The 14,913-nt window shown below is 59.5% G+C and carries 13 protein-coding genes and 2 pseudogenes; 12 read left to right on the top strand and 3 right to left on the bottom strand.

Annotated elements, in window-relative coordinates; translation table 11 throughout:
• The first annotated feature begins 304 nt into the window (after positions 1 to 304).
• A complete protein-coding gene (locus RHE_RS31710; RefSeq protein WP_042118678.1) occupies positions 305 to 628 on the top strand; it encodes an HAD family hydrolase in 324 nt (107 codons plus the stop codon).
• A 145-nt stretch (positions 629 to 773) separates the two neighbouring features.
• Here RHE_RS31710 and RHE_RS13495 read toward each other — a convergent pair whose 3' ends face one another.
• From RHE_RS13495 to RHE_RS13505, 3 genes are all read right to left on the bottom strand, one after another.
• Complete coding sequence (locus RHE_RS13495; RefSeq protein ID WP_011425886.1) at positions 774 to 1,217, bottom strand: SRPBCC family protein; 444 nt, start codon at positions 1,215 to 1,217, stop codon at positions 774 to 776.
• 111 nt (positions 1,218 to 1,328) lie between these two features.
• Positions 1,329 to 1,742, bottom strand: coding sequence for a GFA family protein (locus tag RHE_RS13500; RefSeq protein WP_011425887.1), 414 nt, complete (start codon positions 1,740 to 1,742; stop codon positions 1,329 to 1,331).
• A 52-nt stretch (positions 1,743 to 1,794) separates the two neighbouring features.
• Entirely contained in the window at positions 1,795 to 2,487 is a 693-nt protein-coding gene (locus tag RHE_RS13505) for a type 1 glutamine amidotransferase domain-containing protein (RefSeq protein WP_011425888.1), read from the bottom strand.
• A 258-nt stretch (positions 2,488 to 2,745) separates the two neighbouring features.
• Between RHE_RS13505 and RHE_RS13510 the strand changes: the two are divergent.
• The 11 genes and pseudogenes from RHE_RS13510 to RHE_RS13560 all read left to right on the top strand — a co-directional run bounded on the left by RHE_RS13510 (position 2,746) and on the right by RHE_RS13560 (position 14,906).
• A pseudogene (locus tag RHE_RS13510) lies at positions 2,746 to 3,746 on the top strand (LacI family DNA-binding transcriptional regulator).
• 168 nt (positions 3,747 to 3,914) lie between these two features.
• On the top strand, positions 3,915 to 4,949 hold the full coding sequence (locus tag RHE_RS13515; protein ID WP_011425889.1) for a sterol desaturase family protein: 1,035 nt from the start codon (positions 3,915 to 3,917) through the stop codon (positions 4,947 to 4,949).
• Positions 4,946 to 5,257: a MocE family 2Fe-2S type ferredoxin gene (locus tag RHE_RS13520; protein ID WP_011425890.1), complete on the top strand. Its 312-nt coding sequence runs from the start codon at positions 4,946 to 4,948 to the stop codon at positions 5,255 to 5,257. Before RHE_RS13515 ends, RHE_RS13520 begins: the two co-directional genes overlap by 4 nt.
• A gap of 72 nt (positions 5,258 to 5,329) precedes the next feature.
• Positions 5,330 to 6,274 carry a substrate-binding domain-containing protein gene (locus RHE_RS13525; protein ID WP_011425891.1) on the top strand — a complete coding sequence of 315 codons (945 nt, stop codon included), beginning with the start codon at positions 5,330 to 5,332 and terminating at the stop codon, positions 6,272 to 6,274.
• A 59-nt stretch (positions 6,275 to 6,333) separates the two neighbouring features.
• The gene (locus tag RHE_RS13530; RefSeq protein ID WP_011425892.1) at positions 6,334 to 7,539 is read left to right on the top strand and encodes an NAD(P)/FAD-dependent oxidoreductase; all 1,206 of its coding nucleotides are present in this window, start codon (positions 6,334 to 6,336) and stop codon (positions 7,537 to 7,539) included.
• Positions 7,539 to 8,352 (top strand): annotated as a pseudogene (locus RHE_RS13535) (sugar phosphate isomerase/epimerase family protein). The gene RHE_RS13530 and the pseudogene RHE_RS13535 overlap by 1 nt, the downstream one beginning before the upstream one ends.
• Positions 8,353 to 8,594: 242 nt before the next feature.
• The gene (locus RHE_RS13540) at positions 8,595 to 10,241 is read left to right on the top strand and encodes a putative bifunctional diguanylate cyclase/phosphodiesterase (protein ID WP_011425894.1); all 1,647 of its coding nucleotides are present in this window, start codon (positions 8,595 to 8,597) and stop codon (positions 10,239 to 10,241) included.
• 71 nt (positions 10,242 to 10,312) lie between these two features.
• Entirely contained in the window at positions 10,313 to 10,819 is a 507-nt protein-coding gene (locus tag RHE_RS13545) for a hypothetical protein (RefSeq protein WP_041678685.1), read from the top strand.
• On the top strand, positions 10,816 to 11,988 hold the full coding sequence (locus tag RHE_RS13550; RefSeq protein ID WP_020921657.1) for a class I SAM-dependent methyltransferase: 1,173 nt from the start codon (positions 10,816 to 10,818) through the stop codon (positions 11,986 to 11,988). Before RHE_RS13545 ends, RHE_RS13550 begins: the two co-directional genes overlap by 4 nt.
• Positions 11,985 to 14,345 carry a SpoIIE family protein phosphatase gene (locus RHE_RS13555; protein WP_042118683.1) on the top strand — a complete coding sequence of 787 codons (2,361 nt, stop codon included), beginning with the start codon at positions 11,985 to 11,987 and terminating at the stop codon, positions 14,343 to 14,345. The genes RHE_RS13550 and RHE_RS13555 overlap by 4 nt, the downstream gene beginning before the upstream one ends.
• 3 nt (positions 14,346 to 14,348) lie before the next feature.
• Positions 14,349 to 14,906, top strand: a complete 558-nt coding sequence (locus RHE_RS13560; protein WP_042118687.1) for a slr1658 superfamily regulator — start codon at positions 14,349 to 14,351, stop codon at positions 14,904 to 14,906.
• Positions 14,907 to 14,913 lie beyond the last annotated feature (7 nt).

Raw genomic sequence — 14,913 nt, forward strand, 5'->3', positions numbered from 1 at the left:
ATGAAAGGCGATTTTCTTCCGACGGTTAATTTCTCCCCGAATTCACTGCGAGAGAGGCCTCCTGTCAGCGCGGCACGCGCGACGGCGATCGCCGAGGCTGAAGTCGTAGACCTCATCCTGACGGGCAATGGGGTGCGATGGCGCGAGCGCGTTAGCGAAGCGCAGGCTCAAACTTCAGAGCGTTTCCACTTTTCCTCGATCAGGTCAGCACGGGCTGAATCCATGCCGATCATTTCATCGACATGTCATGAAACTTCTTGTCCCGGATCGGCTTTCTACAACGAAGCCAAACAAGGAGCTCCAAATGTCCGGCGAAGCCGAAAATAGTGTTAAAACTGCCATCCTTCCAGTTCAGAACCCGTCAGCAGCCGAACAAGCCGCCACTGCGTCCGTGCTCGAAGACATGCAGAAAGCAAACCTGGAGACTCGCCAGCCGGAGCCGGCGGCCGTGTTGTTCTCCTGGGAGCTCGATCCGCCGGAACTCGCCAAACTGATCTCCGAGGTGATGACACTGCCGATGGTCCTGTTGTCGACCGGCATATCCCTGACCTATTCCCTGTGGCTGTCTTCGCTGCTTCCGGCACGCGGGACGATCGGCTCGATCAGACAAAGCGGGGACTACGCTTAGAATTGGGCCGATTGCGGCCGACCACGCCCCAGCCCCTGCAACCTCCGCCTCTCCGCCCCCCGTTCCATCGAATATTTGTGGAATGACGGGCGGAGAGGTGACGAGCGGCTGTGCGGCGGCGCTCGTCAAGTCTCGCGCAATTGCATCATTCGTTAATGTCAGGCTCGACGACCCGAGCCAGATTGCGCAGCGACTCCTGCCAGCCGAGATAGCAGGCTTCGGGCGGGATGAGATCGGGCACGCCGGCCTGGGAGATATCCACCTCAGTGCCGACCGAGACCTTCTTCAGCGTCACCGTGACTTCCATTTCGCCCGGCAGGTTCGGGTCGTCGAACTTGTCCGTGTAACGAACGCGTTCGCCCGGGACGAGTTCACGAAATTCGCCGCCAAAGGCGTGGCTATTGCCCGTAGTGAAGTTGCGGAAGGACATTCTGAAGGTGCCGCCGACGGCCGGCTCCAGGTGATGTACGGTGCAGAGGAAGCCGTTCGGCGGAAGCCATTTGGCGAGCGCATCGGCCTCGATGAAGGCGCGATAGACCTTCTCCGGGCTGGTGGCGAAAACGCGGTGCAGTCGTATGGTGCTTGGCATGGCCGTGATCCTTTAATGGACGGAATGAACGAGCTAAGGACGGACAAATCCTCACCGATCCGACACGGGATCGATCTTTTCTTCAAGAAAATCACCTGGGGTATGCGTGTGTCAGCTCGGCATGCCCTCGAACTGCGGAAGATGGAGCGGCGTTGCCCAGGCCAACCGCCGTTTGGTGAACATCTCGACGCCTGGCTGTATCAACTCGGGCCGGTCGAGGCTGCCGAGTGTAACAAAGACAAGGCCACGGAAACTTTCGAGGTTGCTGCTGAACAGCCTTGCGCCGCAATCGGGGCAGAAGTTGCGGTCAAGCCCCTTGCCGGAATCGGCAATGTAATGAAACGCTTTCGGCGTGCCGGCCGTCAGCGTGAAATCATCCTGCGGCACGGCGAAGAAGGTGGCGGCCTCGCCGCCCGAGGCCTTCTTGCAATCCAGACAATGGCAGCCGGCGACAAAGGTCGGATCGGTATCGAAGGCGAACTGCACCGCACCGCAGGCGCATTTCCCGGTATATTTCCTGCTCATGCCTGGCGCCTTTCATCTGGTGTAAGAATGTCGGCAGGCGTTGCCATCGGACTCAGGCTGCGGTCTGCTCGCCCAACGCGTTGAGCAGCAGGCGGGCGGCCTGCTTCGACGAGGCCGGGTTCTGCCCCGTGATCAGCTGATCGTCCTGGACGACGTGTACGGCCCAGTCTTCCGTCGCCGAAAACTTCGCCCCCTGCTCTCTCAGCACATCTTCGAGCAGATAGGGCACGACCTCGACGAGCTGCACGGCGGCCTCTTCGGAGTTGGTGAATCCGGTCACCGTCCGACCCTTTGCGATCGGCCCGCCGTCCGGCGCCTTGACCTTGGTCAGAATCCCCGGCGCGTGGCAGACGAGCGCCAGCGGTTTTCCCGCAGCAAGCGTCTCCTCGATCAACGTGTGGGCGTTGTGGTCGTTCGTCAGGTCCCAGAGCGGACCATGTCCGCCGGGAAAGAACACGGTGTCGTAATCGGCCTGGTCGACGTCAGACAGCCTCAAGGTGTTGGCGAGCGCAGCTGTGGCCGCCGAGTCGCGTTCGAATCGGCGCGTGTCTTCCGTCTGAAACGCCGGCTCGTTGCTCTTCGGATCGAGCGGAGGCTGACCTCCTTTCGGCGAAGCGAGCACGATCTCGACGCCGGCGTCACGGAAGACGAAATAGGGGGCGGCGAGCTCCTCGAGCCAGAAGCCCGTTTTCCTGCCGGTATTTCCCAGCTGATCATGCGATGTGAGAACCATGAGAATTTTCATCGCCCAGCTCCTTCGGCCGGCCGGAGGACAAGGTCTCCCGCGCCCGGTTTAACGGTGAATACTGCCTGCAATCTCATGCTGAATTGGGAGAAATCATAGATCGACTGCACCCGCGATACAAGCTTCCCTTGCGCCGGCAGCAGGTGCCGCTTAACCCGCACTGACCAGCTCTGTGCGTTTTGGGGCTCGGCTGTATGAAGAAGGACGGATTGCCCATAGGATCGATGACATCGCGTTGGTTATTCCAGGGATTGAAAAGTGAGCAAGCCGAATTACCGGGATATCGCCCGCCAGGCCGGCGTCGGGACTGCCACGGTCGAACGGGTCCTGAACGGGCGCGGCGGCGTACGCCCGGAGCTGGTCGAAAAGGTGATCATTGCCGCGCGCGCTCTGGATTATCCCCGCAAGCTTCCAGACACCCATCGCGGCCTGCTGCGCATAGAGGTGTTGATGGTACGTCCTGAAACGACCTTCTATCAGCGGCTCTCCGCTGCGTTCGAGAGGATCGCGGCAACCCTCGACCCGCTGGTCATCGTGCATCGCAGCTTTACCGAGGAGATGAAGCCGGAAGAAATCGCGCGCCGCGTCTTGTCGGCCGGCCTGCGGCGCGCAGGCCTGATCCTGGCGGTGCCCAGCAATCCGGTGATCGGCGCGGCCGTCGAGAAGGTCAGCGCCCAAGGCTTGCCGGTAGTCCACGTCGTCACTCGCGCCTCGGAACATACAGGCGAATTCGTCGGCATCGACAATTATGCCGCCGGCCGGACGGCAGCGCTCTTCACCAGCCGAATGGCACACCGGACCGGTCCTGTCTTTGCGATCTGTCATCCGATCTATCAGGTGCACCGCGATCGCATCCGCGGTTTTTCGGACTATTTTCACGAGCACCCCGGCGCCACCAGCTTCCAGTATCTGGGATTCGGTCTCGACGAAGAGCATCTCGGCGCTGAACTCCTGTCCTCAGCATTACGGATGTATCCCGACCTTGCCGGCCTCTACAATGCAGGCGGCGGCAATTCCGCGCTGATCGATGTGCTGCGGCGGCAAGCGGCGAACGCGGCATCTTCTTCGTCGGGCACGAGCTCACTGACTATACGCGCAGCGCCTTGCAGGACGGCATCATGGATGTGGTCCTCGACCAGGCCCCCGAGGCGCAGGCCAGGCGATCGCTCGATCTGATCCTGCGCCGGATCGGCTTGACCGATCTCGAGCCGGATCGGGCGCCCATCCGCTTCATCACAATTACCAAGGAAGCGCTTTGATCTAATTTGATCAAGAATGGCTTCGGCACGGCGGCGGTCTCCTGCTACTTTCAAGACGGAGAGGAGAGCCGATGCGCCGACAGGTGCGACAGCTCGGCGCGAATGCGCTCTCCTCCGATCAAGTTGCATATGCGGGCCGACGGCTCCGTCCGCCCGAAGGAGAGAGCAATGGACGATCTGAAATTCGGCACGCGCAACAAGCGCGGCGACTGGGCGCCGAACCAGCCGGCCGAAACCGCCCCGCTGTTTGCGTTCCCGCTGCGGCTGATGGCGATCCTGAAATGGCTGCCGCATTACTTCTTTCCCTGGAACACGATTTTTGCCGCCTCCGCCGTCGCTTACTGGGCCTGGGTCATTCCGCCGGTGGAAACAATGCAAACGCTCGACATCGGCTGGATCGCCTGGCTCTATGCCGTGAACGCGATCTGCGTTTTGCTCTTCTACGGCGCCTTCGAAGTGCATCTCTATGTGCTGAAGCGGCAGGAAAATCGTTTCAAATACAACGGAAAATTTCCGTCCGAGCAAAAGAACAAGGCCTTCTGGTTCGAGCGCCAGAACGTCGACAACATGCTGCGCACCTTCCTGTCGGGGGTGACGATCTGGACGGCAATCGAAGCTGCGATGCTCTGGGCCTTCGCCAACGGTTACGCCCCCTGGCTGAGCTTCGCGGAGCACCCCTGGACACTTGCTCTCGTTGCGCTCGTCGTGCCAATCATTCACGAGTTCCACTTCTTCTGCATCCACAGGCTCATCCATACGCCCTTCCTCTATAAGTGGGTGCACTCGGTCCACCACAACTCGGTCAATCCCTCGCCCTGGTCGTCGCTGTCGATGCATCCGGTCGAGCACCTGCTCTATCTCGGCACGGCGTTCTACCACCTGATCCTGCCGTCCAATCCGATACTCATGCTCTACCAGCTGCATTATGCCGGCTTCGGCGCCATTCCCGGCCATGTCGGCTTCGACAAGGTGGAAATCGGCCGCGGCAAGCTCATCGATAGCCACGCCTATGCGCATTACCTCCACCACAAATATTTCGAGGTGAACTACGGCGACGCCCTGATCCCGCTCGATAAGTGGTTCGGCACCTGGCACGACGGGTCTGCCGAAGGCGAGGCGCAGATGCAGGAGCGCTACCGCAGGCGCAAGGAAAAACTCGCGGCCCGCAAGGCCCGCCTGGAAGTCGGAGAAGCCGCCGAATGACCTGGATCACAGCCGTCAAACTCGAGGACATCGAACAGGAAGGCGCCATCCGCTTCGACCATGGCGGGCGCACCTACGCCATCTATCGCGGCCCTGATGACAGCGTCTATTGCACCGCCGGCCTCTGCACCCACGAGGCGATCCATCTCGCCGACGGGCTGGTGATGGATTTCGAGGTGGAATGTCCGAAGCATTCCGGCGCCTTCGACTATCGCACCGGCGAAGCCTTGAGGCTGCCCGCCTGCGAGAATCTGAAAACCTATCTGGCGGAGGTGATCGACGGAGAGGTTCGCGTGGCTCTGATCTGAGCCCGCAACACAGGCAGGCCTGAACAGCCTCCGGAATAGATCGGGCGGCCCGGCGCCCTTTGGGAGGAAAACATGAAATCAATCTGTGTGGCGGCCGTCCTGGCCGCCCTGACGACGACTGCTGCCTCGGCCGAGACGATCGGCGTTTCGATGCAGAGTTTCGATAACAATTTCCAGACGCTGCTGCGCGAAGGGCTGCAGGCACGAGCCTCCAAGCTGAACGGCGTCAGCCTTCAGATCGAGGATGCGCAGACCGACGTCTCCAAACAGCGCAGCCAGGTCGATAACTTCATCGCATCGGGAGTGGACGCGATCATCATGACGCTGGCCGATACATCGGCCGCCACCGGTATCAGCGAGGCCGCCCGAAAGGCAGGCATTCCGCTCGTCTACCTCAATCTCGAACCGGAGAATATCGACAAACTGCCCGAAAAGCAGGCCTATGTCGGTTCGAAAGAAACGGATTCCGGAAGGCTCGGCGCCGAAGCCGCCTGCGATCTGCTGAAGAAAGAGGGCAAGGCCAACGACGCCCAGGCTTACATTCTGATGGGCGATCTCGCGCATCAGGCCTCGCGCGACCGGACCTCGTCCGTCAAGGCGACGCTTTCGGCAGGCGATTGCAAGGGCGTGACCATCGCCGATGAACAAACCGCCGCCTGGACCAGCACCAACGCAATGGATCTGACCACGAACTGGCTCACGGCAGGTCGTCCGATCGACGTGATCTTCGCCAACAATGATGAGATGGCGCTGGGCGCCATTCAGGCGCTCAAGGCATCCGGCGTGTCGATGGATGACGTCATCGTCATCGGCATCGATGCCACGCAGGACGCGCTGGCGGCGATGGCGGCGGGTGATCTTGACGTGACGGTCTTCCAGAACGCCAAACAGCAGGCCGCAAGTGCGGTGGATGCAGCCGTCGCGCTGGCGCACGGCAATGCCGTCGACAAGGAAGTCTGGGTGCCGTTCGAACTGGTCACACCCAAGAACATGGTCGAATACGCGAAAAAGAACTGATCCTCCCCGGCCGGCGTCTCCTCCTCACGAGCGCCGGCCGCTCTTCTCTGGAGAACACAATGAACGGTATCGTCATCATCGGTGCAGGCGAGTCCGGCACCCGGGCGGCCTTCGCCCTGCGCGAGGCCGGTTACTCCAGGCCCGTTACGCTGGTCGGAGCCGAACCCCATTTGCCCTACGAAAGGCCGCCTCTGTCGAAAGCCGTCGACGGTGCGGTGCAGATGAAGCTGATCTGCGCGGCAGATGCGCTTGATGCAGCAGGCATCACCTATCTCGCGGGATTGTCAGCCACACGGCTGGATGCCGATGCCGCGACCGTGACGGTAAGCGACGGTCGGATATTGCCGTACGAAAAGCTGCTTCTGACCACCGGCGCACGGCCAAGACGGCTTGCCTGTCCCGGCGCCGAGCGCGCGCTCGACTTCCGCACCCACGGCGACGCCAAAGTGATCTTCTCCAAAATCGCCCTCGGCCGGAGCGTCGTGATCATCGGCGCGGGTTTGATAGGAATGGAGCTCGCGGCGGTGCTTCGCGGCAGAAATGTTGGGGTCAGCGTGATCGAAGCCGCGCCGAAACCTTTGGGCCGCGCTGTCCCTGCCCGCTTTGCCGAGAAGTTGCACACCCGGCATGCCGCCGAAGGGGTGCGTTTTCATCTCGATCGGGCTGTTGCGGCAATCGGCGACGACGGCGTCACCTTGACCGATGGCAGCTTGGTGCCCGCCGATCTCATCGTCAGCGCCATCGGGGTCCTGCCTGACATCGCCCTGGCGGAAGCGGCGGGACTGGCCACCGGCAATGGCATTCTGACGGACGCCTATCTTCGCACCAGCGCGCCGAACATCTTTGCGGCGGGCGATTGCGCGGCGGTGGCTGAGCCTGGCGGAGGACATGTTCGCTATGAAAGCTGGCGCAGTGCCAGAACGCAGGCCGAGACCGCAGCACGGAACATGGCCGGCGCCGCCGAGACTTTTGCCGCCATTCCCTGGTTCTGGTCCGACCAATACGATCTCGGCCTCCAGGTGGCAGGTCAGCCGCTGCCCGCGCATCAGAGCGTCCGGCGATCGGCGGCGGAGGGAGAGCTCGAATTCTACCTCGATGACGGGCGATTGGTGGCCGCCGCGGGTCTTGGCATCGGCAACGGCCTCGCCAAGCATATCAAGCTTGCCGAAATGCTGATTGCCGCTTGTATCAGTCCCGAGCCTGCGGCATTGGCCGATCCGGGCGTGAACCTCAAGACCCTTCTGAAAAGCGCGCGGGCCGCGTGATGCAGAAGCTCTTGATCTTCCAGTCGCTCTGGGCCAAGGAACGCCGGCACACGGACGGGTTTGAGCCGAGCCTCGACGACAATATCGCTGCGATCTGCGGAGCGGGCTTCGACGGCATCAGTGCGCACTATACAAACCGCGGCGATGTCATCCGCCTCGACGAGGCCATTCGGGGCACCGGCTTGAAGATCGAGGCGGTCTGCTTCCCCCGCTGCGTCGAGGATTTGCGTCTGCCGCTGGAACTTGCTGCGGCCTTTCCGGTCAGCCACATCAACCTGCAGCCTGATATCCGCCCCCGCCGGATCGAGGATTGCCTGCCGATTCTCGACGGCTGGATGCGGCTCGCCGAAGATGCGGGTATTCCGGTATTCATCGAAACCCATCGCGACAGGATGACGACGGACCTGTTCTTTACGCTCGATCTGCTCGATCGGCGTCCCGATTTGCCGTTGCTGGCCGATTTGTCGCATTTCCTGGTCGGCCGGGAATTCGCCTTTCCGGTCAATGAGGAAAGTCACGCATTCATCCGGCGCATCCTGCGGAATGCTCATGCATTTCACGGCCGCGTCGCCTCACGAGAGCAGGTGCAGATCGAAATCTCCTTTGCGCACCACCGCCCCTGGGTCGATCTCTTCCTGCAGTGGTGGGATTACGGCTTTCGCCATTGGCGATCACGCGCAGCCGATGACGCCGAGCTGGTCTTTACCTGTGAATTAGGCCCCAAACCCTATGCGATCACCGGGACGACTCGACGGACCGATGGGCCGAGGCGCTGGCGCTGCGCAGCGCGAACTGTGGGCTGCCATTGCCTGAGCCGCAGCGCATGAACAATCGCGCGTCAATCCGTTCTCTCGTCAGCCCCTGCAGCCGCCTTTCGATGGCGGCAACCACTTCGTCGGACCAGTGCGCGCGCATCCACAGCCGCAAGCACATTGGGCAGACGTTAGGGATTGTTAATCAGAAATGCCTAATGTATTTCTTAACGTGCACAAGTTGTGCGGGAGTTGAGTTGCTATAGTATCTGGTAGGACATTCAATCAGGGAGAGCCTCCGACATGCGGAAAATTCCTGCTACCCGCTTGGCCCTCGAAAAAACGGAGGCAATAACTTGGGGCTTGATAGACCGGCTTTTATTCTTTGATCGCGATTTCAATCCGGTTGAACATTTGCTTGGCAATGCGCTGCCCGCTTCCGTCAAAGCAGCCGCCTCCTTCTGGGAGCTTTTTCCGGAGCTGGACAAATCGGCCGTCATGCTCGCTTTCCGATCACTGGGTGACAGCACCCAGCCTTTGCGAATAACAGGCGCACTCGGCGGATCACATGATTTGACGATCTATCGGATCGGTGATCTGTTTGCCGTGGTTCGGTCCGAGGAACACGTTGACGACGAGCGCGCAACCCTTTTACATCTCGCCACCCATGATCCGCTGACTGGACTGCCAAACCGGCGCCAATTCAGCGAGGACCTGAGCGCGCTGTTGCAGGAAACTGCAGGCTCGAGCGAGACCCTTTCATTAATGCAACTCGACCTTGACGACTTCAAACCTGTCAACGACACGCTCGGGCATGCTGCGGGCGACAAGCTTCTTCAATCGGCTGCAAGGCGTATCCAAGCCTGCCTCTCCAGCGATGACCGGGCCTATCGATTGGCCGGCGACGAATTCACGGTGATCTCCGTGGGCGGAGGACATCCGGCCAAAGCGCACCGCTTGGCGGAAGACCTGGTTGCCGCCTTCAAAAAACCCTTCACGATAGACGGCATCGCGCTCTTTGTCGGCACAAGCATCGGCATGTCCACCGCTCCGCCGGATGGCACGAGTCCGGAACAACTGATGAAAGCTTCCGACCTCGCACTCTACGACGCCAAGAAAGAGGGGCGTGGTCGGGCAAAAGCCTATGACCCAGCAATGCTAGAATTGCTGGAGCAGCGGGAACTGCTGCGCCGCAGTCTGCGTATGGCGCTCGAGCAACAGCAATTCTATGTCGAATACCAGCCGATTGCCGAGGGCGGCTGCATTGTCGGCTTCGAGGCGTTGCTAAGATGGCACCACCCCCTGCTTGGAATAATTCCACCGGCGGCATTCATTCCGATGGCCGAGGCGGACGGAATGATGCCAGACATTGGCGCGTGGGTTTTGGAGCAGGCATGTCGTGAGGCGATGAAATGGCCGGAGAACTACCTCGTCGCCGTCAATCTGTCAGCGGCTGAATTCTTGACGAGCGGCCTGACCGACCGGATTTCCCACACGCTGGACCTGGTCGGACTGCCGCCCGAGCGTCTGGAGCTCGAAATAACCGAGAGCGTGCTGCTCGAGCGCACCGTCAACAACATTGATACGCTCAACACGCTCAACTTATTGGGCTTACGAATTTCGCTTGATGACTTCGGCACCGAATATTCGTCCCTGAGCTATCTGAAGACATTCCCTTTCGACACGATTAAGATCGACAAATACTTTATCACCGATCTTGAAACCGATCTAAAAAGCCAAGCAATCGTCCGCTGCATCGTGAACCTTGCACATGACCTCGACATGCAGGTGACAGCCGAGGGAGTTGAAACGCCGGGGCAGGCGGAATGGCTGCACAGTGTGGGCTGCGACAGGCTTCAGGGCTATCTGCTGAGCAGGCCGCTTCCCGTGGAGGCCATTGACGAATTCATCAAAGGGGCGGAAGCATCCAAAAGCCACGCCCGACAATAGTGCTCGAACTTTCGCCGTGCTTCTACATTGCATGCAGATCCAACGCTCCTGACACACGAACGGAGGGCATATTGGAAGAGGAAGCATCCCGCTTCGACGACCACGCATTTGTGCCGATGGTATCGCTGGAAATGAACGTTGCGATGTTCAAATCTCAATGGCAGTTTTGCGACGAGATTACCGAATATCTCTCCGACCTCCTCGGTCAGGGTCACAGCGATCCGGCTCGCTACTCCAACTTTCTTTCGGTCGCGGCAAACGAGCTCGTAGAGCTCGCCTTCCGCGCGACAAACGAACGGGGAAAGATACGTTTCAGCCTCTCACGCAACGCGACGTTCAACCGGCTGAGAATTGCCTTTCCTTGCGATGAGGAATTCCGCCGCAAACATATCAAGGTAGGATCAAGCGAAATAGGGCATGGCCTCGATAACGGCTCCGGTCACCTGGTTACCAAGCCCGACGATGCCTTGCTCAGTAATCTGGCGACGATATTAGGCGCCGCTATCCGCATCGAGAGAGACGGCGAGGACGGGATCGAAATCATTGCCGATTTCCCCTCCGCCGAGGATTTCCAATGAGCCTTCTTCCCCTGCCCTACACCGTGCGGTTTGATCCGACAAACCAAGAGCTCGTGCTGTCCGGCAAGATGCGGCCCGAAAGCACCGCGGAGATTGCCGATGCCCTCGAACTGATGCGGCAAAGTTTGGAAAGATATAGCGGCATCGTTTACCTCAATGTGAAACGCCTGACGCACATCAATATGACGGCCTTCGCCGCCCTCTCCGATGTCGTGGCGGCAGGCTGCCGAACCAGGCCGGAACGGCAGATTAAGATCATTACGTCGAGCGTGATGGCGTGGTCTGCCTCGCTGTTCGAGACGTTGACGGCATCGCAACCAAACCTATCGGTTGAAGTCTATGATTCGGCCTTTTATCCCGGGCAAAGCTTTGTCGAGGACGAGAGCTTCATTCCCATTCTGCGCACGCAGACGAAAATGACATGGAGGCACGAACGCGAACTGTTACCACGCCACGGTCTGCGCAACGGTCAGGTAATGGCCGATATCTGTTGCGGCATTGGTGATTTCGCGGCTCTGGTTCAACGGGAATTCAGCCCGACCCGCCTTGTCGCACTGGACCACTCCGTGCGCAGTCTCGACTATGCCCGCAAGGTCGCCGCCGAGTTCGGAATGGAAGGCATCGAGTACACCTATGGCGATGCTTCTCAGATGCTGCTTCGAGATAATCAATTCGACTTCGTGACCTGCCGGCACTCGCTACAGATTTTCGACCGCCCCGAGATGCTGCTCCGGGAGCTTTATCGTATCTGCAAGCCCGGCGGCCGTGTCTACATCACAAATGAAAAGAATTCGCATTGTTTGGGCGAGCCGCATGCCGACTCGATAAGATGGACCTACGAGGAAGTGGCGAAATTGTTCAGGCACTTCGACATGGATGTGGAGATGGGCCCGAAAAGCCGCCATCTCCTCCTCAACGCCGGCTTCGAGGACATCAAGGTCGACTGCTTCATGGTGACCAACCTTGACGGCGACCCCCAGGATTTTGCAGATATTATCGAAGCGTGGGAAAACGTCTATGCGGGTGAGATGGCGGTGCGCCGCGGCGATCCGCCGGATTTCATTCGCAGATTCCGGCAAGGATTCAAGGATCACGTCTTTGCCGCTCTTCACCCCAAGGGTTATGCAGGCTGGCCGATCTGGGCAGCCTCTGGTCGAAAGCCGCTGTGATGGATGGATGGTCATCGAAAAGACCGGTCGGACTGAGCTCGTTTCGGGCGAAATTCATCCTGGTCGTCGGTGGAGCCGTTCTCTTCGACTTGTTGGTCAGCGGCGGCCTGGCGCTTTGGAATGTTCAGAGACTGTCGCGTGACGCAACGCTGGAAGTCGGCCAGGGCCTCGAAGCCGCAAGCCAGGAATATATCCGCACCTATGCCGATTCGACCGCAGCCCAGGTGAACCTGCTCCTGCGGCAGGTTCACAACGACGTCGACACTTTGGCAGGCGTGCTGCAGGCGCAGATCGACAATCCCGTGCGCAATTCCGACGTCGGCGCGGCAATCGCCCGCACATCGCCAGACAGTGTTAGTCTGTCTTACGATGAGAAGGGGAAATGGTCGCAAAACGCCCCCGGCTCCGCTTCGGTCGTCAGCGTCTGGGGTTACTTGCTCGGTGAGGACCATCAGCCGAAACCCGAAATAAGGCGCGATATAGAGACAAGCGCGGTTCTCGATCTCGTTGCGCCGAGCCTGCTGCAGCACGGCGCTTCAAAGCTGCAGATGTATTACATCGGACCGAGGGAACGACCGATCTTCAGGACGGCCCCCTACACCGACCAGGCTCAGACCTTCGACCGCCTTTATCCCGGGCATAACGAAGCTGATTTCTGGAACTTCTTTTTTCCCGGCCTGTATGAGTCCTGGCAGGGATGGGCCAGGGACATGAAAACGCGACCCGTCGCGGACGATATCACGCAGACGGCCCCATATACGGATGCCATTACCGGCAAGCTGATCGTCAGTTTCTTTCATCCGCTCTGGACCGCCGACCGGAAGGACGTCGCCGGGACGGCCGGCGCCGATATCACACTCGACCAGCTCGCCCAGACGGTCGAAAATGTGAAAGTGGCCCAGTCCGGCTTCGGCTTCCTGGCTATGTCCGACGGAAACGTGGTTGCGATCAACGGCACAGGCGAACAGACGCTCGGCCTGCGTTCTGCGAGCGGTGCGAGCGGAACCGGCGTGACCGGGCTGGAGCGTTCCTTGAAAGGAAGCGCCCAGCCTGCGATAGCGAAACTGGCTCTCGACCGGGAACAGGGCATTCAACACCTGCTGCTGCAGCGGGACGGCAACGAGGTCCCCTATATCGTCATCGTCAAGAAACTGCCTGCGACGAATCTCTGGTCCAGCGGCCCGGTTCGGCAGGAGGCGATGTTGCTGGGAGTGGTTGTGCCGGAACGGGAAATCGATGCCTCGCTCTATGCCGCCCAGGCGAAAATTTCCGAGGCCACCAACCGGATTGTGATCTATCAGATCCTGGCGATCTTGATGTCGCTGCTGATTGTGACGATCGCTGTGTTTGCGGCTTCGAAACGCATAACGAGCGGGATCAGTGCACTTGCTGGGGCCGCCAAGCGGATTCAGGCGCAGGACTATTCCGTCAGAGTGGCGATAACAAGCAAGGATGAGGTAGGTGCTGCCGGTGAAGCATTCAATCGGATGGCCGAACAGATCAGCTATCACACCGAAAATCTCGAGCAACTCGTCGAAGAACGAACGGCCCAGATCGCAGATCAGAAGGAAGAGATCTCGGCGTTGAATGCACAGCTCCAGCGAGAAAATCGCCGTCTCGGAACAGAGGTGGCCGTCGCTGAAAGAATCCAGCTCATGGTTCTTCCGTTGCAACAGGAGCTGGAGGAATTTCAGGACATCGAGATCGCAGCCTATATGAGACCGGCGGAAGAAGTCGGCGGCGATTATTACGACGTATTGAAGAACGGAAGACGGCTGAAGATCGGCATCGGCGACGTCACCGGCCACGGGCTCGAAAGCGGCGTATTGATGCTGATGGTCCAGTCTGTCGCCCGCGCCCTTCAGGAGGCGGGAAACACCGACGCCGTCAAATTTCTGGCGGATCTAAACAGCGCCCTGTTCAAGAACATAGTGAGGACGAAAATAGACAAACACCTGACCTTGGCCTTCCTTGACTATGACGGCCGGGAGATGATCTTGTCGGGGCAGCACGAGGAAGTTGTCATCGTGCGGGCGAACGGTGAGATCCAACGCGTCGACACCATGGATCTCGGCATACCAATCGGCTTGGACGCCGATATTTCTGCATTCATCAAAACTCGAGAAATTACGTTCGAGAAAGGCGACCTCATCCTCCTGCACACCGACGGGGTAACAGAAGCAGCAAACGACTCGGGGGAGATGTTTGGCATCGAACGTCTCTGCAGCGAAGCGCTTCGCTTGAAGGGTCAGAGCGCCGAGAAGGTCGTTTCCGGAATTGTCGCGACACTAATGCACTTCATCGGATCGCAGAAGATCTATGACGACATCACGCTTCTCGCAGTACGGCATAGGTGAGACATGGCGCCCAAAATATTCGGCATCGAATCTTTGGCGGAGATCAGCCTGGATTCTGGCGCTCGCCTGACATTGAGGGATGGGCCGCTTCAGCTTGGATGGAAGCATTCAGGAATGACGTCGGACTTCATAGCGGAGATCATGGCGCTGCCTTATTCCCGGTCGAGGAAAGATTACCTGCAGGCGCATCATGATATTGGATACCTCAGCAACGAGCTGATCGAAAATGCCGTCAAATTCCGACAGCCTGGCGAAATCCTCATCGAAGCCGGCATCATCGATGGAAGCTTTCTGCTAAGGGTCAAGAATGCCGTCGACAGCGCGACAGCGTCTCGCTTCCAGCAGCTCCTGCACCGCCTTCAATCGAAGGAGCCCGGTGTACTTCTTCTTGAGCAAATCGAAATCAACGCCATTTCGCCAGAAAGCGGTTCCGGTTTGGGCCTGCTCACCCTTTTGAGCGATTACGATGCGAGAATGGCATGGACATTCGAGAATAATGACGAGCATATCGCACTGACGACGACTGCAGCTGTGGCGATGCCCCCCTCCTCCAATCGGTGAGCGAAGA

This window comes from Rhizobium etli CFN 42 (assembly GCF_000092045.1).
Lineage (GTDB): Bacteria > Pseudomonadota > Alphaproteobacteria > Rhizobiales > Rhizobiaceae > Rhizobium > Rhizobium etli.